This is a genomic window from Leisingera methylohalidivorans DSM 14336, from assembly GCF_000511355.1.
GTDB lineage: Bacteria > Pseudomonadota > Alphaproteobacteria > Rhodobacterales > Rhodobacteraceae > Leisingera > Leisingera methylohalidivorans.
On sequence record NC_023135.1, the window covers coordinates 1,096,891 to 1,117,203 of the forward strand.

Below are 20,313 nucleotides of genomic sequence, written 5' to 3' on the forward strand. Positions count from 1 at the left end.
CGCGAATGCGCCTGTCCGTTTTGCCATAGCAAACCTTGGGTTTGACGGGCAGGCAGGCGCAGCCCGGCCTTTCGGCCGGACCAAGCCTTGTGTTTTGTGCGATTGATTACTTACCGAAAAGCACTTGCTGCGCCCTGGTGTCCGACCGGTCCGCGCGCAGGTCCGCATGCAGCGCCCGGCCGGCAATCACACCGGGGCGGGACCACATCTGATCCAGCCAGCGGGCCATATGCGGTTTGTCCTCCAGCGTCTGCTGCTGGCCTTCCCACAGCGACGCCCAGGGCCAGATAGCGATATCGGCAATCGTAAAATCCGGCCCGGCCACAAACACATTCTCTGCCAGCTGCCGGTCCAGCACGCCGTAGAGGCGGGCGACTTCCTTGCGGTAGCGGTCCTGCGCATAGGGCAGGTCTTCGGGGGCGTATTTCAGGAAATGATGCGCCTGGCCTGCCATCGGGCCGAGCCCGCCCATCTGCCACATCAGCCATTGATCCACAGCCAGCCACGCGCGTTCATCCGCGCCGTAGAACCGGCCGGCCTTGCGGGCGAGATACTGCAGAATGGCGCCGCTTTCGAACAGCGAAACCGGTGTGCCGCCGGGGCCGTCCGGGTCCGTAATCGCGGGCATCCGGTTGTTGGGGGAGAGCTTCAGGAACTCCGGTGCGAACTGATCCCCCTTGCCGATGTCGATCAGCGTCGCCTCGTACGGCAGGCCCATTTCCTCCAACGCTATGGAGATTTTCCAGCCGTTGGGCGTGGGCCAGTAGTAAAGCCGGATCGGTTCCTGCATCTGTTTTCTCCGTCAGGTTGTCCGGCTACAGGAACACGGCAGGCGCCGGGCATGCAAGAGGCGGCTGCTCTCCCGCCGTCGTGACCGTTCCGGCCCCGGCCGGTTTACAGCGCGGCGGGATGCGGAGGTCAGGTGACGCCCCACCATCGCAGGGTCTGCGTATAGTGAAGCCGGATTGCGCCGGTTGCGGCGTCAGCATCGTGGCGTTCAAGGGCGTCCATAATGGCAAGGTGTTCTTCCATAGCCGAAATGATCCGGTCCTGCAGGAAAGGGCGGGCGTTCTGGATAATGGCAGTCCGCATCCGGTTGGCTGCATAAGCTGCTGCCAGCTGGGCGTTTCCAAGTCCAGCGGCCAGGAAGTCATGCAGCGAGAGGTCGACTTCTATGGGGCCGTCCGGCGTATTGCCGGTCTCGCCGCGCAGGGCGGCTTCCCGGAAGGCCTGATGCCGGTCCCGAAGGGCGCCGAGGCCGGTCAGATCGTCGTTGGCAATCCGGCGCCGTGCCCCCTCCTGGTCCAGTACCATCCGGAAGTCGAGGCAGTCGCGGATGGTTTCGGGGCGCGCCTCCATCACCTGGATGCCGCGTTTCGGCATCGTGACCAGCAGGCCCAGCGAACTGGCGTGCTTAACCGCTTCGCGGACCGCGGACAGCGGCAAGCCGAGCATTGTAACCAGCTGTGACATCGACAGAAACTGCCCGTCGCGCAGCTGCCCGCTGCGCAGCGCCGCCATCAGCGCCTGCTGCGCCTTCACCGCCAAAAGCTGAACATTCTGAGACTGGGTCATCCGGCTTTCCTTAATGGGCATTATCTGCGGTTTCAATAAAGTGCTATCTGGAATTCCGAACAGATGCCAAATAGAATATCTGCTAATATGTCAGTTGCAAGACTAGATTGCCACGCTGTTTGGCTGGCGGCAGGAAGCCGCCGGCCGCGGAACAGCACCAGGGAGGAAGACATGACTGCAACAGGAGACATGCGCATAGCGCAAGGGGGCACACTCGACCCCGAAGGCAATGCGCTTAACCCCGCTGGCAGCGACGAAAAAACATGGGGGTGGTTCGCCATCTTCAACATCTGGGCCAATGACGTGCAGTCGCTGTTCGGTTATTCGCTGGTGGCGTCGCTGTTCATTTCCTATGGCGTCGGCGGCTGGACTGCCTTTGCGGCGCTGATCTGCGCCGGGCTGTTCGTGATGTGGATGGTGAATCTCTCCGGTGCTCCGGGCGAGAAATACGGCATACCCTATCCGGTCCTTGCCCGTGCCAGCATGGGGACCCAAGGGGCCAAACTGCCGGCCATTCTGCGCGCAACGGTGGCGGTGTTCTGGTACGGGGTTCAGGTCTACTTTGCCTCAACCGCACTGGCGCTGCTGATCCGTTCGCTCACCGGCATCTCCGGCGGCACCGAGATCCTCGGCCTCACCGGCATCGACTGGCTTTCCTTCGTGTTGGTCTGGGGCTTTCATATCCTCATCTTCTGGCGCGGCATGAACTGGGTGGAAACCTTTCTCAATATCGCTGGCCCCTTTGTCTATCTGGTGATGATCGGCCTGGTTGCCGTGCTCTGGCAGCGCTCGGACGGTCAGCTGCTCAGCGCCACGGCCACGATCTTTGCCAACCCCGCAGGCACCTTCTGGAGCGAATTCAAGGGGTTCATTGCGATCGTCGGCACCATGGTGGCCTATTTTGCGGCTGTGATGATCAATTTCAGCGACTTTTCGCGCTATGCCAAGGACCAGCGGGCGATGGTCTTGGGCAACTTTGCCGGGCTGCCGTTCAACATGATCCTGTTTTCGGCCCTGGCCCTGCTGACCACCGGCGGTGCGGCTGTTGTCTTCGGGGAGGAGATCATCAATCCGACCGAGATCGTTGAACGGACCGACAGTGTGCTGCTGGGTATCGTTGCCGCAATCACCTTCTTTGCGGCGACTGTCGGCATCAACCTGGTCGCCAATTTCATCCCGGCGGTGAACGGTATTGCCAATCTGGCGCCTGAAAAGATCAGCTTCCGCAAGGCCGGCCTGATCACCTCGCTGTTTGCGCTGGTCATCGGCGGGTTCTGGAACAGCTTCATCAGCCAGTTCGGCATCAGCGGCTTCGTCAACACGCTCGGCGCGACACTGGCGCCGATCTTCGGCATCATGATCGTTGACTACTATATGCACCGTCAGGAGCAGCTGAAGGTCGCCGAGCTCTACACCATGGATGCCGGTCTTTACCATTATGACAACGGCTGGAACAACGCTGCGGTCAAAGCCTTCGCGGCGGCGGCCATTTTCTCGGTGGCGACTGTCTGGGTGCCGTGGTTCGCGTTCTTGTCTGGTTTCAACTGGGTGATCGGCGCAATCCTCGGCGGCCTGGCCTACAACGTCATTGCCAGGCACCACGTTAAAACCTGAGTGTGAACCCAGGTTGCTGCCGGTGGGGAGGCGTGCTCCACCGGCAAACTGCCGGAACCTTGCGGCAGGCACTTCCCTGACCTCAGGGACCGCGCCGCATCCTGCAGGCTGCGGCTGCGGCGAACGTCTGGACAGTCCCGCTGCCTGCTGAGGATCGCCCGGTTCTGCTATCCGGGCAGGGGGCGCAGGCTCCGCGATGAAAAACGAGACCTTTTGCTCGGCAGGCCGGCCGGCATTCCAGGCCGTATTCGGCCTTGCATAAACGGGCTTTTCTGCTGTATTCCGGCGTAATCCTTTCCGGTGCCCGGACCGGCCAGATGGCCGCAAGCGGCCGGGTTTGCTAAAGTATGCCCTGGGGCTTGACGTTCAGCATGCTGGCATACCCAGGCGGAGAGGGGGAACTGCTGGGATCGTGGCAAAGATCCCTCTGTGGAAAACGACCGATGCGGTGTTTTCTTTGGACTGACTGAATCCTGAGGGTTGCCGCCTCGGGCGTGCGCGATTTGTTACCGGATTGCGGGCCACGTAAAACATTCCCGCTAAAGAGGTCAGGATGTGAAGGACCCCCTTTCGCTTGGCCGGACGGGGGTTTTTTATTGCGCGGAAGGCGCAGGAGGACATGTGATGAGCGAAACCTGGAACCAACGCACCAAACTGGTGCACGGCGGCACCCGCCGCAGCCAGTACAACGAGGTCAGCGAGGCGATCTTCCTGACCCAGGGCTTTGTCTATGACAGCGCCGAACAGGCCGAAGCGCGGTTTATCGAAACCGGCCCGGATGAATTCATCTACGCCCGCTATGGCAACCCGACCGTGGACATGTTCGAAAAGCGCATGGCGGCGCTGGAAGGGGCCGAGGATGCCTTTGCCGCGGCCTCGGGCATGGCGGCTGTCAATGGCGCGCTGACCTCGCTGGTGAAGGCGGGGGATCACGTCGTCTCTGCCAAGGCGCTGTTCGGCTCCTGCAACTATATCCTGGCGGATGTACTGGGGCGTTTCGGGGTCGAGGTGACCTTTATCGACGGCACCGATCTGGAGGCCTGGCGCGCTGCCGTGCGGCCGGACACCAAGGCGGTGTTTTTCGAGTCGATGTCGAACCCGACGCTGGAAGTGATCGACATCGCAGGCGTTGCGGAGATCGCTCGTGCTGCCGGCGCGACGGTGGTGGTGGACAATGTGTTCTCGACGCCGGTGTTTTCCCGTGCCATCGAACAGGGTGCCGATGTGGTGATCTATTCCGCCACCAAGCATATCGACGGCCAGGGCCGGGCGCTGGGTGGCGTGGTGCTGGGCACCAAGGAGTATATCCGCGGCACGCTGGAACCCTATATGAAGCACACCGGAGGCTCGCTCAGCCCGTTCAATGCCTGGGTGATGCTGAAAGGGCTGGAAACCATCTCGCTGCGGGTCAACGCACAGGCCGAAAGCGCGCTGCAAATTGCCGGGGCCCTGGACGGTCATCCGGCGCTGGCGCGCATGATCTATCCGGGCCTGCCGGGGCATGCGCAGAACGCGCTGGTGCAGACCCAGCTGGGCGGCAAGGGCGGCACGGTGCTGTCGCTGGACCTGAAAGGCGGCAAGGCAGCGGCCTTCAAGTTCCTCAACGCGCTGACCATCCCGGTGATTTCCAACAACCTCGGCGATGCGAAATCCATTGCCACCCACCCGGCGACCACCACCCACCAGCGTCTCAGTGACGCGCTGAAGGTTGAACTGGGCATCACCCCCGGCCTGGTGCGTTTCTCTGTCGGGCTGGAGGACACGGATGACCTGATCGCCGATCTCACGGCGGCGCTGGAAGCGGCAAGCGTCTGAGGGTGTGCATTCGGGCAGGTGATCGCTTTTTCATCTGTCCGGAAATATCCTCGGGGATGAATTGCGCCGGAGGCGCAAGAGGGGGCAGACAGCCCCCTCTTTTTGTTTCACATCTCCCAGGGGAAACTGTCGAGCCGCTGCGGCCCGTCTTTGGTCACCAGCACCTGGGTTTCCAGCTTGACCGATTCCGAGCCCTGCTCGCCGATCAGGCTTTCAATGCAAATCACCATGTTTTCCTCGAACTGGCCGCCGTGGCTGCTCTCGAAATCGGGATGCAGCGGGACCACCGGCCATTCGTCCGCCATCCCCACACCATGCGCCGCCAATGAATAGCGGTAGGGCTGGTAGGCTTCGGGGATTTGCCAGCTCTTGGCGTTGAACTCGGCGAAACTCAGCCCCGGCTGCAGCAGCGCCATATTGTGGTCGATCTGCGCCCGCGCTGCCGCATAGAGCCGCTTCTGGGTGCCGTTCATCGGCGCATAGCCGCAGGTCCAGCTGCGCGACAGGTCGGCGCAATAGCCGTAGGGGCCGATCATGTCGGTGTCAAAGCTGATCATCTCTCCGATCTGGCATTCGCGGGGGGAACATTCCTTGTACCAGGGATTGGTGTTCGGCCCGCAGGTGAGCAGCTTGGTCTCCAGCCACTCGCCGCCGGAGCGCGCATTCTCGAAATGCAGATGCGCCCAGAGCTCCTGTTCGGTGACGCCCGGCACCGAATGCTCATAGATCCGCGCCATGCCGGCCTCGCAGACCCGGATAGTCCAGCGCATCAGCTCGATCTCATCCGCCGATTTGATGGCACGGGCGGTCTCGGTGATCTTGCCGCCGTCGACAATCTGCATACCGTGGCTCTTCAGCGCGTGGACGCCTTCGGGCTCCATCCGGTCGACACCCAGCCGCATGCTGCCGCCGCCGTGTTGCTTGACCAGATCCGCGATTTCCGCTGCCCAGGGGGGCAGCCGGTCCGCGGCCTGATCGCCGGCGCACATGAACATCCAGCCAATGGCATTGCGGATTTCATCCACCCCCGGCAGCCCGTGGTTCAAATGCTCGCAGCCTTTGAATTCGAACATGATGCCCGGCCCGCCGTTCAGGATCAGCGCATAGCGGATCGGGTTGTGGGCGGTCCAGACCGACATGTTGGAGCAATCAAACGCATAGCGGATGTTGACCGGATCATAGAGCAGCAGCCCGGCCGCATCCTGGCGGGCCATCTCATCGCGCAAGCGCTGCAGCCGGTAGGCCCTGGCGCGGTCCAGCACCGGCTGCGGCAGCGGGGATTTCAGCGGCTTGTCCGCGCCTTCGGCATTCAGAAAGCTGCGTTTGCGTTCGTCCTTGAAAACCGCCAGCTCCGTCATGATGCACGGCCGTAGAAGCCGATGTTCTCTTCGTCGGTGAACCGCACGCCGGGGCGCTCGTAAAAGGTGAAGACGGCAATCACCCGGTGTTTGTCTCCTTTCACTGTGCCCACCCGGTGGGGCGAGTTTTTGCCGCGGAATATGTTGAGGGTGCCGGGCGACAGGGTGATCGCGCGCATGTTGGGGTCTTCGCCCGCCAGCAGGCGCTCGACGCCTGGGTAATTCGGGTCGTCGTCGCTGCGCAGCTCGGGGCTGTAGATGAACTCGCCGCCCTCATCCGGGGCCTGCAGAAGCATTGTGGTGGTGAATTCGGACCGGTCGAAATGCCAGTTCAGCGCCTGTTCCGCCCCGTAGGACATAATGTTCAGCCGCGCCAGCGGGTCATCCATGGTGTAGAGGTTCTGCTTGTCCATGGTGGCGGCCAGGAACTCGGCAAACGGCGGCCAGTCGTAAAGCCGCAGAACCGGCGAGCCCTGGAACTGGTCGGCGCAGAGGGTGAAGTTTGACGTTTCGACCTTCTGCAGCGCCGGGTGATCCGGCGCCAGGCCTTCAACGCTGTCTTTGAAATAAATGTTGTGTTCGCGTTTGTGGTGGAAGCTTTCGGTCGCAAACTTGCCCTGCAGCGCATCTGCGGCGCCCTGCGCCACCTCAGGCTGCATCAGCCCGTCCAGGCTGAACATGCCGTCCTGCGCCAGTTCGGCGCGGCAGCGGTCCACCAGCGCCTGCCATTCGGGGCTGCCGGGGCGGTCGAGCGGGTAACGGTTCAGATCCAGAATATCGTGCATGTTTGATCTCCCAAGCGCTTTTGCAAACCCTGCGCGCCGGGCGAGGGTCTGACCACTATAAAATATCTTGGCGAGCATAAGGAAATCTTGCACTGTGCGGCCATGAAACTGCCGCCCCTGAATGCCCTGCGTGCCTTTGAATGCGCCGCCCGGACCGGGAGTTTCTCGGCAGCGGGGGCGGAGCAGGGGGTGAGCTCGGCTGCGGTGTCGATGCAGGTGAAGAACCTGGAGGACTGGCTGGGGCTGAAACTGTTCACCCGCCGCGCCAATCAGGTGCGGCTGACGGATGCGGGGCGCGATTATTACCGGAAAGCCGCAATGTCGCTGGCAGAGATTGCCAGTTTCACCCAGGCGCTGACCGAGGGCCGCGGGCACCGTCCGCTGGTGATTTCGGCAACGCCTGCGCTGGCGCAGCTGTGGCTGCCGGATCGGCTGAAGATCTTCCGGGCGGCGCGTCCGGATGTGGCTGTGCGGCTTCGGATCGAGGATGACAGCATCGATCTGGAGGCCGAGGGCATCGACGCCCGGCTGTCCTATGGCGGTGAACATCCGGATTACCGGACAGAGGAGATGTTCACGGATGCGCTGATTCCGGTTGGCATGGATCCGGCCGCGGACATTCGGACAGCGCCGCTGGTGGAAATGAGCTGGGGGGCAACGATTTCGTCGGTGCCGGGCTGGCGGCAGTATTTTGTGCAGCATGGGATCGGGCAGGAGGCACCGGTTGCATCGGCGGTTGCTCCGACGGTGCCCGCCGCGGTGGCACTGGTTCAGGCGGGGCTGGGCATTGCCTTGCTGCCCGCGCAGGTGACGGGCAGGGAAATCCGGGCCGGACGGCTGCACCGGCTGGACGGACCTGCACTGGACATGCCGCGGCCTTATGTGCTGATCACCGCGCACTACAAGTCGCGCTCGCGGCGCTTGCGGGCGCTTGCAGAGGCGCTGGGGGTCCGATAAGGCGCCGGTTCTGCCGCATTTGGCGGATCCGTTTTGAAAATTGCCGCGTAACAGTATATGAGGGTGGCCTGCCGGCTCCTATATGGGCCGTATGACTTGGGGGAAACGCCGATGAACATTCACAACCGCGACGCTGCCGGGGCGCCGGACCGCGAGGCCGCTGCCGCCGCGCTGGATGTGCTGCGGGCCTGGGCCGGCACTGTGACCGAGACCGAGATCGCCCAGCTGGATCCGGCTGTGGCGCGGCTGCTGCCCGGCCGCGAGGTGGGAAACTACCCGGATCTGTCGCGGCACTACCCCGAGGATTTCAAATCGGACGAGGCGTACCGCGCCACGCTGCCCGACCTGCAGAACGGGCCGACCAGCCTGATCCGCGGCGCGCAGGAGCAGATCCAGCATGTGGGGATTTCCAATTTCCGCCTGCCGATCCGCTTCCATACCCGCGATGATGGCGATCTGACACTGGAAACCAGCGTCACCGGCACCGTTTCGCTGGATGCGGCCAAGAAGGGCATCAACATGTCCCGGATCATGCGCACCTTTTATAACCACGCCGAACGCACCTTCAGCTTTGAGGTCATGGCGGCGGCGCTGGATGATTACCTGAGCGACCTGGACAGCCCGGATGCGCGCATTCAGATGCGGTTCTCCTTCCCGGCAAGGGTCGAAAGCCTGCGGTCCGGTCTCAGCGGCTATCAATATTACGATTTTGCGCTGGAATTGGTGGACCATGACGGCGTGCGTGAGAAGATCATGCACCTGGACTATGTCTATTCCTCGACCTGTCCGTGCTCGCTGGAGCTGTCTGAACATGCCCGCCAGTCGCGCGGCCAGCTGGCGACGCCGCACTCGCAGCGCTCGGTGGCGCGGATTTCGGTCCAGTCGGTGCCGGACAGCGGCTGCCTGTGGTTCGAGGACCTGATCGAACTGTGCCGCCAGGCGGTGCCGACCGAGACCCAGGTGATGGTCAAGCGCGAGGATGAACAGGCCTTTGCCGAGCTGAACGCGGCCAATCCGATCTTTGTTGAAGACGCGGCGCGGCTGTTCTGCGAAGCATTGCAAGGCGATGCGCGGATCGGCGATTTCCGGGTGATCGCAAGCCATCAGGAAAGCCTGCACAGCCATGATGCGGTCAGCGTGCTGACCCAGGGTCCGCTGTTCAAGGCGATGAGCCTGGATCCGAAACTGTTCGCGACCCTTATCCATCAAGGGTAAATGCTGGGCTGACGTGCCTGATTATAAGGCAGTCTTCCGGCGGATCCTCTGTGATTTCTGCGCTGCCGCATTATTTATGCTGCCGCGCAGCGGAATATGGTAAACTCCGGACTGTAGCCTGGAGGATTCTCCAGGTGTTCTGGGGAGCCGTTGTGCATGGGGCAGGGAAGATACACCCGATTGCCGCTGCTGCAGGCCCGGAGTTGCTCCGGGGCTGCGCTTCTCCTATTTTGCCCGGCCGCAGCCCGAACAGGCAGGGTGAAACCAGTGCATGAAGTAAGGAGTATCTGATGAGCAGTTTTCACCAGCCTGGCGCATTCCCGGCCTTGGCGCAGGAATGGGCCGGCTATACGGCTGGCACGCAGTTGAAGCTGTGGCGGCAAATGAGCGAAGCAGCGATTGCGGCGCCGCTGCAGCAGTTGCGGGCCGCCCGTTCCATGTTTGAATTGCAGCGGAAAATCCTCGGCCTCGCGGTGCCGCAGGCAGCATGGGCTGACACGGCACAGCCGCAGACTGCGGAATCGTCAAAGGCTGCGGAAGACGCGGCTTCAGTTCCACCCGCAGTCCAGCCCGCGCAACCGCCTGCCAGGAAGACGGCAGAAAAGCCTGCTGCCAAAAGGAAGACGGTTGCCAGAAAGCCGGCCGCGCCCAAGACCGCAGAGCAAAAACCGGCCGTGCCGGCCGCTGCAGGAAATGCAGCCGTCGGAAAAAACGTGCCGGCCGAGGCTGCGGTTGCGAAGCCGGAAGTTGCAAAACCGGTGGTGGCGAAGGCAAGTCAGGCAACGCCGGGCGCAACAGATAAAGCAGCCGCTGATGCGGCTTCGGAGCCGTCCGCGGTGTTCGGCGGATCTGCCGCCCGCCGTGCCGGCCCGGAAACACAGCGGAACACTGCGCAGTCCGCGGCGGTGGCGGCAGTGACCAAATCCTTCGCTGTGCAGACACCCGCACCGGAACCGGCGCCCCCGGCCGCCAAACCGGCGCGACCAGAAAAAGCGGCGCCCGGCAAACGCCCGCGCAAGCCGTCCAAGCTGCGGAAGATGCCCGCGCGCAACGCTGCAAAAGGCGGCGAGGGCAAGGAATAGCGTCGCAGGCTTGACACTTACCGTGCGCAGGTCCAACGCTGCCCCGCATGTTTGATCTGCGTCCGGTTGGATATGTTATCGGCCTTTTGGTCGTCATTCTGGGAGCCATGATGCTGTTCCCGCTGCTGGTCGATCTGATGGATGGCCGCGGAGAATGGCATGTGTTCCTGGAAAGTGCGCTGTTCACCATTCTGGTGGGCGGAATACTGGCCTTGAGCTGTGCCAACGGGGTGCGCGAGGGGCTGAGCATCCGCCAGACCTTCCTGCTGACCACGATGGTCTGGGTGGCGCTGCCGCTGTTCGGGGCCATCCCGCTGATGCTGGGGGCAACCGAGCTGCGGTTCGTCGATGCGTTTTTCGAAGCGATGTCAGGGCTGACCACCACCGGATCAACCGTGATTTCCGGGCTGGACGATCTGCCGCGCGGGCTGCTGTTGTGGCGCGGCATCCTGCAATGGCTCGGCGGCATCGGCATCATTGTGGTGGCGATGGTGTTCCTGCCCGAACTGCGGGTCGGCGGGATGCAGATCTTCCGATCCGAAGCCTTTGAGACAATGGGGAAAATCCTGCCGCGCGCACAGGCGATCGCGAAGCAGATCTCGATTATATACGCGGTGCTGACGCTGTTTTGCATGATCGTCTACCTGATGCTGGGCATGCAGGGGTTCGACGCGCTGGTTCATGCGCTGACCACAGTGTCGACTGGCGGGTTCTCCAATTACGATGCGTCGTTCGGCACCTTCTCTGGGTCAGCGGAATACGCGGCGTCGGTCTTCATGATTCTCGCGGCGCTGCCGTTTGTGCGCTATGTGCAGCTGGTCAACGGCCATGCCGAGCCGCTGCTCCGCGACAGTCAGATCCGTGTGTTCCTGATCGTCATTCTGCTGTTGGTCGGCGTTACATCCGCTGTGCTGGTCTATGTGTTTCCGCATCATCCTGAACAGGCGTTCCGCGAAGCGCTGTTCAATATCACCTCGATCATCTCAGGCACTGGTTATGCCAGTGTCGATTACATGGAGTGGGGCAGCTTTCTGATCATAGTGTTCTTCTTCATCGGTCTGATCGGCGGCTGTGCGGGATCCACCACCTGTTCAGTGAAGATTTTCAGGTATCAGCTGCTGTTTTCGGCGATCCGGGTGCAGATCCAGCGGATCCGTTCGCCGCATGGAATCTTTGTGCCGCGGTTCGACGGGCGGGCGGTCGGTGCCGACGTGCTGAGCTCGGTGATCTCCTTTTTCATGTTCTTTGTGGTGACATTGGGCATTGTCGCCTGGTTGCTGGCGCTGACCGGGCTGGATTTCGTGACCTCAGTCTCAGGCGCCGCAACGGCGGTTGCCAACATCGGGCCCGGCCTGGGGGATGTCATCGGGCCTGCCGGCAACTTTTCGACCCTGAACGACCCGGCAAAATGGATCCTGAGCGCGGCGATGCTGATCGGGCGGCTGGAGCTGATGGCGGTTTACGCGATGCTGACTGTCCGCTTCTGGCGCAGCTGAGGGCCCTCGGGTTGGCTAAAATTGCGCTGCCTGACCGTTGTGGCGGTTTGCCGCGCTGAAACGGACGCCTGAACCGCAGCTTCCTTGCCGGATGGGGCTGCATGCCCTTGCCCTTAAGGGAACGCTCGCATATGAGGCACGGGAACGAAACCCGCAAGCGCAGGGAGACCCGCTCCATATGCCCGTACTTGTGATGAAATTCGGCGGCACGTCTGTCGCCAACCTGGACCGCATCCGCCGCGCCGCCAAACGCGTCGGCGTTGAAGTGGCCAAGGGCTATGACGTGATCGTCATTGTGTCGGCGATGTCCGGCAAGACCAACGAGCTGGTGGGCTGGGTCGATGAGACCTCGCCGCTGTATGACGCACGCGAATATGATGCGATTGTGTCCTCGGGCGAGAATGTGACCGCCGGCCTGATGGCGCTGACCCTGCAGGAAATGGATGTTCCCGCCCGCAGCTGGCAGGGCTGGCAGGTGCCGCTCAAGACAACTTCGGCGCATAGCCAGGCGCGGATCGAGGAGATCCCGCCGGAAAACATCCGTGCCAAGTTTGACGAGGGCATGAAGGTGGCGGTTGTGGCCGGTTTCCAGGGCATCAGCCCCGAAGGCCGCATCACCACGCTGGGCCGTGGCGGTTCGGACACCACCGCGGTGGCCTTTGCGGCGGCGTTCGAGGCCGAGCGCTGTGATATTTATACCGACGTGGACGGCGTTTATACCACCGACCCGCGGATTTGCGACAAGGCGCGCAAGCTGGACAAGATCGCCTTTGAAGAAATGCTGGAGCTGGCTTCGCTGGGCGCCAAGGTGCTGCAGACCCGCTCGGTTGAACTGGCAATGCGCTATAAGGTGAAGCTGCGCGTGCTGTCGAGCTTTGAGGAACAAACTGACGAGGCCGGAACCCTGGTCTGCGCCGAGGAGGAAATCATGGAATCCAATGTTGTGGCCGGTGTGGCCTATTCCCGTGACGAGGCCAAGCTGACCGTGCAGTCGGTGGCCGACCGCCCCGGTATCGCGGCAACCATTTTCACCACCCTCAGCGATGCGGGCGTGAATGTCGACATGATCGTGCAGGACATCTCGGATGAGGGCCGCACCGACATGACTTTCTCCTGCCCGACCGACCAGGTGGCCCGCGCCGAACAGGCGCTGCTGGCAATCAAGGAAAAGGGCGAGCTGAACTATGCCGAACTGCTGGCCGACAAGGACGTCGCCAAGGTTTCGGTGGTCGGCATCGGCATGCGCTCGCAGTCCGGCGTGGCCGCCAAGATGTTCAAGGTGCTGTCGGATGAGGGCGTCAACATCAAGGTGATCACAACCTCCGAAATCAAGATTTCGGTGCTGATCGACCGCAAGTACATGGAGCTGGCCGTGCAGGCGCTGCATGACGCGTTTGAGCTGGAAAAAGCCGGCTAAGCGCCGACCGGGAAGCCGTTTTCCGTATCTTGCAAAGGCGCCGCTCCGGCGCCTTTGTTGTGTCTCCCCTGCCGCGGGCGGTATCTTGCGCAATGCCGTGGCAGGCTGCTTTGTTTGCGGGCAATGCTGCAAAAACACTTGGACTTTTTCCGCTGGGGTGGGACAAGTGGGTGGAGGAGAGAGCACTGGCGCACTACTCTGAGGGGTGTCCGTTCTGCGGGGATCAGTCAGGGCGGCGGTGCGCGGGAAATGACCTCGGGAGAGGGTGGCAATGGCTGACACGACAGAATCCGAAAGCAGGAAGCTTCTGGTTCGCTTGCGCGAGGCGATGGCGGGCGACGATGCCGGCCAGGCGCGGCTCGACAAGATTACCCATCTGATCGCCGATAGCATGGGGACCGAGGTGTGCTCGGTCTATCTGTTTCGCGATGACGAGACGCTGGAGCTTTGTGCAACACAGGGTTTGAACCTTGAATCGGTGCACCAGACCCGGATGCGCATCGGCGAGGGCCTAGTGGGCCGGGTGGCAAAATTCGGCAAGGTGGTGAACACGCCGGATGCACCGAATGCCAAAGGATTCCGCTATATGCCGGAAACCGGGGAAGAGCGGTTTTCCTCCTTTCTCGGGGTGCCGGTGCAGCGGCTGGGCGAGATGCTGGGCGTCCTGGTGGTGCAGTCCAAAGAGGCGCGCGAGTTTTCGGCTGATGCGGTTTATGCACTGGAAGTGGTGGCGATGGTCATCGCCGAGATGACGGAACTGGGCGCCTTTGTCGGCGAAGGCGCGGCGCTGTCGCCGTTGCATCAGCAGCCGGTTCTGATCCATGGCACTTCGGCCCAGGAAGGCGCGGCGGAAGGCCATGTCTGGCTGCATGAGCCGCGGGTGATCGTGACCAATCCGATTGCCGATGATCCCCAGCGTGAGCTGGAACGGATGAACAGCGCGGTCGAGGAGCTGCGGGTCGGCGTTGACAAGATGCTGGAAGTCTCCCGCCACGGCGACAAGGAGCAGCTGCAGGTTCTTGAAGCCTACCGGATGTTTGCCAATTCCAAAGGCTGGATGCGGCGGATGGAAGAAGACATCGCCCGCGGCCTCAGCGCCGAGGCGGCGGTGGAAAAGGAGCAATCCCAGGCCCGCGCCCGGATGTCGCAAGTGCAGGACGCCTACCTGCGCGAACGTCTCAGCGATCTGGACGACCTGTCCAACCGGCTGCTGCGGATCCTGACCGGGCAGGGGGCGGACACCGGGGCCGAGCTGCCGGAAAATCCCATCCTGATCGCCCGCAACATAGGTCCGGGGGATCTGCTGGAGTATGGCCGCCGGTTGCGGGGCATCGTGCTGGAGGAAGGCTCGGTCGGATCCCACGCCGCAATCGTCGCGCGGGCGCTGGCCATTCCGCTGGTGGTGAATGCCCAGCGGATCACAACCGAGGCGCTGAACGGCGACCACATCATGGTGGACGGCGATCAGGGCGTGGCGCATCTGCGGCCCGATGAAACGGTTGTCAGCGCGTTCCGCGACAAGATCGCGATGCACGCCCAGGCGCAGGAGCGCTATGCCTCAATCCGCAACAAGCCGGCGATCACCACCGACGGCCAGCGCATCAGCCTGGTGATGAATGCCGGGCTGATGGCGGACCTGCCGTCGCTGGATGGTTCCGGTGCCGAAGGCGTGGGGCTGTTTCGCACGGAATTGCAATTCCTGGTGCGCAATCAGATGCCGAAACGCTCGGAATTGGTTGCTTTGTACAAGCGGGTGCTGGATGCGGCACATGGCAAGCCGGTGGTGTTCCGGACGCTGGACATCGGCTCCGACAAGGTGCTGCCCTACATGAAGCCGACGGATGAGCCGAACCCGGCCTTGGGCTGGCGGGCGATCCGGGTGGGTTTGGACAAGCCCGGTGTGATGCGGATGCAGCTGCAGGCGCTGCTGCGTTCGGCCGAAGGGCGGCCGTTGTCGATCATGTTCCCCTTTGTCGCCCAGTTCGAAGAATACCGCGCGGCCAAGGCCGAAGTGGACAAGACCATCGAGCGCGAACGTATTCTGGGCCACGTGCTGCCTGCCGAACTGGAGATCGGCGCGATGCTGGAAACGCCGTCGCTGGCCTATGCGCCGCAGAAATTCTTTGACGAGGTGGCCTTTGTCTCGATCGGCGGCAATGACCTGAAACAGTTCTTTTTTGCGGCCGACCGCGAGAATGAGCGGGTGCGCAAGCGCTATGACACGCTGAACGTCAGCTTCCTGAGCTTCATCGAGCGGATCGTGGAGCGCTGCGCGATCTCCGGCACGCCGCTCAGCTTCTGCGGCGAGGATGCGGGCCGCCCGGTCGAGGCTGTGTGCCTGGCTGCCATGGGCATCCGCACGCTGTCGATGCGCCCGGCCTCTATCGGGCCGGTCAAGTCCCTGCTGCTGCGGGTGGATCTGGGCGAGCTGCGCAAGATCATCGCGGACGCGCGCCACCGCGGCGACCAGGCGGTGCGCCCGGCCGTGATGCAATACCTGCGGGAACTTTGACGGCCGCGGCCCCAGGGCCTGGCAGATGTTTTCATTGAGCTCTTGAGCGGGCCGGGCACGGGCTGCGCCAAAGTTTTGCGCTCTCTTATTTCAAGCTTAAAACTTTAGGCTTGAAGTTTTTCCGGACCCGCTTATCCTGATCCGCAAGGATGTGCGCTGAGCGGGAAGGGATGATCATGAAAGTCGCCTGTTTGGGAGGAGGGCCTGCCGGCCTGTACTTTGCGATCTCGATGAAGCTGCGGCAGCCGGAGGCGCAGGTCACGGTGATTGAGCGGAATAAAACCGATGATACCTTTGGCTGGGGTGTGGTGCTGTCGGATGACGCGCTGGACAACCTGAGCGCAAACGACCCGGAAAGCGCCGAAGCGATCCGCGAGAACTTTGCCTATTGGGACGATATCGCGGTGGTTCATGACGGCACCCGCACGGTGTCGGGCGGGCACGGATTTGCCGGGATCGGCCGCAAGAAGATGCTGCTGCTGCTGCAAAGCCGGGCGCGCGAACTGGGCGTTGACCTGCAATTTGAAACCGTGGCCAAGACCGCTGCCGCCTATCAGAAAGACTATGATCTGGTGGTCGGCTGCGACGGGCTGAACTCCGGTGTCCGCACTGAGTTCGCCGAACAATTCAAACCGGAAATCGATGTGCGGCCCTGCAAGTTCATCTGGCTGGGCACGCATCAGAAATTCGACGACGCCTTCACCTTTATTTTCGAGAAGACCAAACACGGCTGGATGTGGATCCACGCCTATCAGTTCGATGCGGACACCGCGACGGTGATTGTGGAATGCTCGGCCGAGACCTGGGAGAACTGGGGCTTTGAGGGGATGAGCAAGGAGGAGACCGTCCGCACCTGCGAGGAGATCTTTGCGGATCATCTGGGCGGGCACGCGTTGATGTCGAATGCCGCGCATCTGCGTGGTGCCGCGGTGTGGATCAACTTCCCGCGGGTGCTGTGCGAAAAATGGTATCACGAGAATGTGGTGCTGCTGGGCGATGCCTCGGCCACGGCGCATTTCTCCATTGGATCCGGCACCCGGCTGGCCTTTGACAGCGCGATTGCGCTGGCGGAGCTGGTCAGCTCCGAGCCGACGCTTGAGCGCGCCTTTGAGCGCTATCAGGAGGAGCGGCGGCTGGATGTGCTGCGGCTGCAGTCGGCGGCGCGCAACTCGCTGGAGTGGTTTGAGGACGTCGAGCGCTATCTGGATATGGATCCGGTGCAGTTCAACTATTCCTTGCTGACGCGGTCGCAGCGGATCTCCCACGAAAACCTGCGCCTGCGGGATGCGGAGTGGCTGCAGAGCGCCGAGAAATGGTTCCAGGACAGGGCCGGAGCGCCCGCGGATGCGCCGGTGCGGCCACCGATGTTCGCCCCCTATAAGCTGCGGGATATGGAGCTGAAGAACCGCATCGTGGTCTCCCCCATGGCGCAGTACAAGGCGGTTGATGGCTGCCCGACGGACTGGCATTTCGTCCATCTGGGCGAGCGGGCCAAGGGCGGCGCCGGGCTGGTTTATACTGAGATGACCTGTGTCAGCGCCGAGGGCCGGATCTCGCTGGGCTGTCCGGGGCTGTATGCGCCGGAGCATGAGGCTGCCTGGAAACGGCTGACAAATTTTGTGCATGCTGAGACCGGCGCGAAGATCTGCTGCCAGATCGGCCATTCGGGGCGCAAGGGCTCGACGCAGCTGGGCTGGGAGGTGATGGACGCGCCCTTGCCAGATGGCAACTGGGAGACCGTATCGGCCTCAGCTATCCCATGGTCGGCAAACAATCCGGCCCCGCGGGAGATCACGCGGGCGGAAATGGATGCGATCAAGGCGGAATTTGTGGCATCTGCGGAAATGGCAGAGCGTGCAGGGTTTGACATGATCGAACTTCATGCGGCGCATGGATACCTGATCTCATCGTTTATCTCGCCAAAATCGAACATTCGGGGCGATGAGTACGGCGGCGCGCTGGAGAACCGCCTGCGCTATCCGTTGGAGGTGTTCCAGGCGATGCGTGCGGTCTGGCCGGAGGCCAAGCCGATGTCGGTCAGGATTTCTGCCAATGACTGGGTTGGAGACGAAGGCGTCACGCCGGAAGAAGCGGTGGAAATCGCCAGGGCCTTTACCGCCGCCGGGGCGGATATCATCGACGTTTCCGCCGGGCAGACCTCGACCGACGCGCAACCGGTCTATGGCCGCATGTTCCAGACCCCGTTTTCCGACCGCATCCGCAACGAGGCCGGAATTGCCACCATGGCAGTGGGCAATATCTATGAGGCGGACCATGCCAATTCGATCCTGATGGCGGGGCGGGCGGATCTGGTCTGCGTGGGCCGGCCGCATCTGGCCGATCCCTATTGGACCTTGCACGAGGCGGCGCGGATCGGCGACCGGCATGGCGAGTGGCCGCTGCCCTATCACGCGGGCCGGGATCAGGCCTGGCGGCTGGCCGACCGCGAAGCGGAGGTGATCCGGGCATGACACGCAGGGTTCTTGTGACAGGCGGCGGCACCGGCATTGGCAAGGCAATCGCGCAGGCCTTTGCAGCCCAGAAGTGTCAGGTGACAATTTCCGGCCGGCGGCGCGACGCGCTGGAGCAAGCCGCGGCGGGTACGGGGCTGGAAATAAGACCCGCCGACGTCACGGATGAGGCGCAGGTCGAGGCGCTGTTCGACACGCCCTATGATGTGGTTGTGGCAAATGCCGGCACCGGGACGGCCGCCAGGATTGAGGATGTTGAGCTGGCGGACTGGCAGCGGACCCTGACCGTGAATATGACGGGCACCTTCCTGACCTTCCGCGCAGCCCTGCGGGCCGGCATGAAACCGGGCGGGCGGCTGATCGCCATTGCCTCGACCGCGTCCTTGCAGGGCGGTGCGCATATCCCGGCCTATGCGGCCTCGAAACACGGGGTGCTGGGTCTGGTGCGGTCGGTTGCGCAGAGCGTGGCAAAGCGCGGCATCACCTGCAATGCGGTCTGCCCCGGGTTTGTTGATACCGAAATGGCAGAGACGGCGATCACCGGTCTGATGGATCGGCAGGGGATTTCCCGCGACAAGGCGCTGAAGATGGTGGTCGGCGGCAACCCGATGCAGCGGCTGATCACACCGGAAGAAGTGGCGGCAACAGCGGTGTTTTTGGCGTCGGAGGGGGCGGCATCAGTCAATGGGCACGCGATGAGCGTTTCGGGAGGCGAGGTTTGAGTACCACCTCCAAAGACCGGCTGCGGCTATGGCTGAAGGTGCTGAAGGCCACCAAGGCGGTGGAAAGCGAGGTGCGTGAGAACCTGCGGCGCGAGTTTGCCACCACCTTGCCGCGGTTTGACGTGATGGCGGCGCTGGTTCAGCACGAAAAAGGCCTTAAGATGAGCGAGTTGTCAGGTGTTCTGAAAGTCTCGAACGGCAATGTCACCGGCATTGTCGAGCGGCTGGTCGAGGATGGCCATGTGCTGCGCGAGAAAGTTGAGGGCGACCGGCGCGCCAATCTGGTGCGGCTGACCGAAGCGGGGAAGACGGAATTCTCCCGTCAGGCTGAGGCGCATGAAGGCTGGATCGCTGCTGCCTTTGCGGGTCTGAACCCGGATGAGGTGCAGGGGATCGCCGAGAGCCTGGAAGCAGTGGCCCGAAGGCTGGAAAACGGAGGCAAGTCATGAAGGTGAACAGGGATCCCGAGCATTTCCTGTGCCGGATCGAGGAGGGCGTCGCCACGGTCTCCCTGGACCGGCCGGAGCGCAAAAACCCTCTGACGTTCGACAGTTACGCCGAGCTGCGCGACTGGTTCCGCGATCTGCATTACGACGACAGCGTTAAGGCGGTGGTCTTTGCATCCAATGGCGGAAATTTCTGCTCGGGCGGCGATGTGCATGACATTATCGGGCCGCTGACCAAAATGAGCATGAGGGAGCTGCTGGCGTTCACCCGGATGACCGGGGATCTGGTCAAGGCGATCGTGACCTGCGGCAAACCGGTGATCGCGGCGATTGACGGCATTTGTGTCGGGGCGGGGGCGATCATCGCCATGGCCTCGGACATCCGCATCGCCACGCCGGAAGCCAAGACCGCGTTTCTGTTCACCCGCGTCGGGCTGGCGGGCTGCGACATGGGCGCCTGCGCAATCCTGCCGCGGATCATCGGCCAGGGGCGGGCGGCGGAACTGCTGTATACCGGGCGGTCGATGAGCGCCGAGGAAGGCCAGGCCTGGGGATTCCACAATAAACTGGTGGCGGCGGATCAGCTGGACGCCGAGGCGCAGGCCTGGGCGGCGCGGATCGCGGCGGGGCCGAATTTCGGCCATATGATGACCAAGACGATGCTGGCGCAGGAATGGTCGATGTCGATCGAACAGGCGATCGAGGCCGAGGCGCAGGCGCAGGCGATCTGCATGCAGACCGCGGATTTCGAACGCGCGTACCATGCCTTTGTGAACAAGGAAAAACCGCTGTTCGAGGGCGACTGAACCGCTTGAGCCGCGGCTGCTGCACTGGAGGAGAGTGCGGGA

The 20,313-nt window shown here is 62.7% G+C and carries 16 protein-coding genes and 1 riboswitch; of the genes, 12 read left to right on the plus strand and 4 right to left on the minus strand.

The features are described from left to right. Positions 1 to 106: 106 nt before the first annotated feature. Both METH_RS05440 and METH_RS05445 read right to left on the minus strand, forming a co-directional pair. Positions 107 to 790 (minus strand): glutathione S-transferase N-terminal domain-containing protein, encoded by a 684-nt coding sequence (locus METH_RS05440; RefSeq protein ID WP_024089421.1) that lies wholly within the window; start codon positions 788 to 790, stop codon positions 107 to 109. Positions 791 to 918: 128 nt separating this feature from the next. After that, positions 919 to 1,575, minus strand: coding sequence for a GntR family transcriptional regulator (locus METH_RS05445; protein ID WP_044008570.1), 657 nt, complete (start codon positions 1,573 to 1,575; stop codon positions 919 to 921). Between the two features lie 171 nt (positions 1,576 to 1,746). On the opposite strand from METH_RS05445, the gene METH_RS05450 reads away from it, so the two are divergent. Both METH_RS05450 and metZ read left to right on the plus strand, forming a co-directional pair. Further along, positions 1,747 to 3,189, plus strand: a complete 1,443-nt coding sequence (locus METH_RS05450; protein WP_024089423.1) for an NCS1 family nucleobase:cation symporter-1 — start codon at positions 1,747 to 1,749, stop codon at positions 3,187 to 3,189. 484 nt (positions 3,190 to 3,673) lie between these two features. Continuing rightward, a riboswitch (SAM riboswitch) is annotated at positions 3,674 to 3,753 on the plus strand. Between the two features lie 60 nt (positions 3,754 to 3,813). Further along, on the plus strand, positions 3,814 to 5,004 hold the full coding sequence (gene metZ, locus METH_RS05455) for an O-succinylhomoserine sulfhydrylase (protein WP_024089424.1): 1,191 nt from the start codon (positions 3,814 to 3,816) through the stop codon (positions 5,002 to 5,004). A 107-nt stretch (positions 5,005 to 5,111) separates the two neighbouring features. Here metZ and METH_RS05460 read toward each other — a convergent pair whose 3' ends face one another. Together METH_RS05460 and METH_RS05465 are read right to left on the minus strand one after the other, a co-directional pair. Next, positions 5,112 to 6,362 carry a M24 family metallopeptidase gene (locus tag METH_RS05460; RefSeq protein ID WP_044008340.1) on the minus strand — a complete coding sequence of 417 codons (1,251 nt, stop codon included), beginning with the start codon at positions 6,360 to 6,362 and terminating at the stop codon, positions 5,112 to 5,114. Continuing rightward, positions 6,359 to 7,147 carry a HalD/BesD family halogenase gene (locus METH_RS05465; RefSeq protein ID WP_024089426.1) on the minus strand — a complete coding sequence of 263 codons (789 nt, stop codon included), beginning with the start codon at positions 7,145 to 7,147 and terminating at the stop codon, positions 6,359 to 6,361. Before METH_RS05465 ends, METH_RS05460 begins: the two co-directional genes overlap by 4 nt. Before the next feature lie 102 nt (positions 7,148 to 7,249). Here METH_RS05465 and METH_RS05470 point away from each other — a divergent pair, with 102 nt between their 5' ends. The 10 genes from METH_RS05470 (at position 7,250) to METH_RS05515 (ending at position 20,271) form a co-directional block, all read left to right on the plus strand. After that, complete coding sequence (locus METH_RS05470) at positions 7,250 to 8,104, plus strand: LysR substrate-binding domain-containing protein (RefSeq protein WP_024089427.1); 855 nt, start codon at positions 7,250 to 7,252, stop codon at positions 8,102 to 8,104. Between the two features lie 111 nt (positions 8,105 to 8,215). Beyond that, positions 8,216 to 9,319 carry a GTP cyclohydrolase FolE2 gene (gene folE2 / locus METH_RS05475; RefSeq protein ID WP_024089428.1) on the plus strand — a complete coding sequence of 368 codons (1,104 nt, stop codon included), beginning with the start codon at positions 8,216 to 8,218 and terminating at the stop codon, positions 9,317 to 9,319. Between the two features lie 290 nt (positions 9,320 to 9,609). Further along, the gene (locus METH_RS22570; protein ID WP_024089429.1) at positions 9,610 to 10,401 is read left to right on the plus strand and encodes a hypothetical protein; all 792 of its coding nucleotides are present in this window, start codon (positions 9,610 to 9,612) and stop codon (positions 10,399 to 10,401) included. 47 nt (positions 10,402 to 10,448) lie between these two features. Further along, complete coding sequence (locus METH_RS05485) at positions 10,449 to 11,897, plus strand: TrkH family potassium uptake protein (RefSeq protein WP_024089430.1); 1,449 nt, start codon at positions 10,449 to 10,451, stop codon at positions 11,895 to 11,897. A gap of 178 nt (positions 11,898 to 12,075) precedes the next feature. Beyond that, positions 12,076 to 13,314: an aspartate kinase gene (locus METH_RS05490; RefSeq protein WP_024089431.1), complete on the plus strand. Its 1,239-nt coding sequence runs from the start codon at positions 12,076 to 12,078 to the stop codon at positions 13,312 to 13,314. A 271-nt stretch (positions 13,315 to 13,585) separates the two neighbouring features. After that, a complete protein-coding gene (gene ptsP / locus METH_RS05495; protein WP_024089432.1) occupies positions 13,586 to 15,826 on the plus strand; it encodes a phosphoenolpyruvate--protein phosphotransferase in 2,241 nt (746 codons plus the stop codon). A 176-nt stretch (positions 15,827 to 16,002) separates the two neighbouring features. Continuing rightward, positions 16,003 to 18,297: a bifunctional salicylyl-CoA 5-hydroxylase/oxidoreductase gene (locus METH_RS05500; RefSeq protein WP_024089433.1), complete on the plus strand. Its 2,295-nt coding sequence runs from the start codon at positions 16,003 to 16,005 to the stop codon at positions 18,295 to 18,297. Further along, complete coding sequence (locus METH_RS05505; RefSeq protein ID WP_024089434.1) at positions 18,294 to 19,019, plus strand: SDR family NAD(P)-dependent oxidoreductase; 726 nt, start codon at positions 18,294 to 18,296, stop codon at positions 19,017 to 19,019. Before METH_RS05500 ends, METH_RS05505 begins: the two co-directional genes overlap by 4 nt. Beyond that, on the plus strand, positions 19,016 to 19,468 hold the full coding sequence (locus METH_RS05510; RefSeq protein ID WP_024089435.1) for a MarR family winged helix-turn-helix transcriptional regulator: 453 nt from the start codon (positions 19,016 to 19,018) through the stop codon (positions 19,466 to 19,468). Before METH_RS05505 ends, METH_RS05510 begins: the two co-directional genes overlap by 4 nt. Further along, the gene (locus METH_RS05515; protein WP_044008341.1) at positions 19,465 to 20,271 is read left to right on the plus strand and encodes an enoyl-CoA hydratase family protein; all 807 of its coding nucleotides are present in this window, start codon (positions 19,465 to 19,467) and stop codon (positions 20,269 to 20,271) included. Before METH_RS05510 ends, METH_RS05515 begins: the two co-directional genes overlap by 4 nt. The last annotated feature ends 42 nt before the right edge of the window (positions 20,272 to 20,313 follow it).